This is a genomic window from Priestia sp. SIMBA_032, assembly GCF_046535215.1.
Classification (GTDB): domain Bacteria; phylum Bacillota; class Bacilli; order Bacillales; family Bacillaceae_H; genus Priestia; species Priestia aryabhattai.
The window spans coordinates 1-1,898 of the sequence record NZ_JAWRXD010000060.1 but is presented as its reverse complement, the minus strand read 5'-3'; the positions used below and the strand labels follow the sequence as shown (position 1 = coordinate 1,898).

The 1,898-nt window shown below is 36.2% G+C and carries 1 protein-coding gene; it reads left to right on the top strand.

The genetic code is table 11. The features are described from left to right. Positions 1 to 707: 707 nt before the first annotated feature. Positions 708 to 1,898: IS110 family transposase (locus SB717_RS33285; protein ID WP_486360776.1), on the top strand; the 1,191-nt coding region annotated here is incomplete at its 3' end.

Genomic DNA, 1,898 nt, shown 5'->3' with positions numbered 1-1,898 from the left:
TATACAAAGTTAGTTTCTATAGAGTTTGCTTAACAGTTATCAAAAAATAGAAACACTACATACTATACGCGTAAGTTTATGGTATAGATAAAATAATTATATTATTACTGCTTTTCCTTACGGGCTAACATTATAATGAAAACGTAGTGAGGACCTAGATTAAAAAGGTTTTAATGCTAAATGTGGCGTATATAAATAGACAATGTATCCTTTATGTTAACGTGGGTGCACTCGTGGAGTAGCAACTTTTAAGTTAGTGTGGGGACATTAATGATTGGAAATAAAGAAGGGCTCTTACCAAAATGGTTAGAGTCCTTTTCGTATAGCAAAGATAAGGCGTGCAGAGCCCCAATTTTTTATTAGAGTTCTAAGATACCTTACGGTATCTAGTCCCATTCCAGTTATGGTCGGAAACACCGTTCAAAGGTCACTGCACATATTTATTATAGCAAAAGTATTAAGAAAGATTGATAAGATCTTTTTACGAGAAGGAATTAGTAAATACCATGCCGAACATTAATTTCTGTGAAGAGCTATAAAAAAGTTTTACAATTCTTTTTATAGCTTTTAGTGGTTGAAACTCTTAATAGGAATGGGGCTAGTTTTTTCACTAGACCTCTTAGATTAATGTGAGACTTTTCATCTGACGCTGTAATCCTGACATACTACATTGGGCTTAAAGCTCTTATAGAAACTTGGATAGTCAGATGTATTATACCACCGGGAGGATTTACATCGTGAAAGAGGAAACGACTTTACCTTTTAGCTTTTTATCAAATCAAGAGACCATACAAGAAAGAAAAATGTATCAATTTTTTATAGGAATCGATATTGGAGCCAGCTTTCACGTGGCCTCTTGTATCCACTTTCAAGCTTTTCTTGATCCAAAAGGCCAGGAATGGAAGCGTTCTAAGACAATGAAATTCAATGGAGATAGTGCCGGCATCACAAGCATTTTAAATGCGTTTAAACAAGTAGAAAGACAATTTGGTGTACAAAGAGATGACTTTTTTATCCTGTTAGAACCAACAGGAGGGCATTATTCTTTCTTGATACAACAAGTTTTATTATATGAGGGATACACGTTATTCCAAGTGGAGAACAAAGCAGTTAAGAACTTCCGTGAAAGTCATTTAGGTATAACAGAGAAATCTGATGCGATGGATGCAAAAGTCATGTCTTATATGGGATGGCACAAAACCCTTCATCCTCATATGCATGGGGTTCGTCTGATAAAGCCAGCTAGTGTATCCCAATCTATTTTTCGAACTATTATGAGAGACCGTTGGCTCCTTAATACACAACTTACACGACGAAAAAATCAAATCCAACAACTACTACAAGTTACTCATCCAGATCTAAAGGCTGCATTTAAGAAACCAAGTTCTCCATCCGTTTTAAGGTTTATATTACGCTATCCCACCGGGATAGATCTACAGGGTGCAACACAAGATGAGTTAAGACAGGCAATGATCGAAGCAGGAGCTAATAGCGTAGCTACAAAAGCTTCTAGAATCCTTTATGAACACTCATTATATACAGTAGCTATTCCTGTTCCTCACTTGATTGGTAGACAGAAGTGGATGATTGAGGAAGCACTTCGAATTGAACAGAGTATAAAGGATTTAGATAAACATATTCAGGAGCTTCTCCATGGTAATGTGCAGCAAGGAATCTCCCCACACCCATATGCCAAATTACTATATTCCTTTCCTTTTATGAGTGATAATTGGGCATGTACATTAATTGGGACGATAGGAGATGTAGATAGATTTAATACATATAAAGAATTTAAAAAATATATGGGGGTATCAGCAGAAAATAAGCAGTCTGGTACTTCTGTAAAAGGAACACGTCAAACGTTTAGTGGTGTCCGAGATACCCGTCGGGTATTGTTT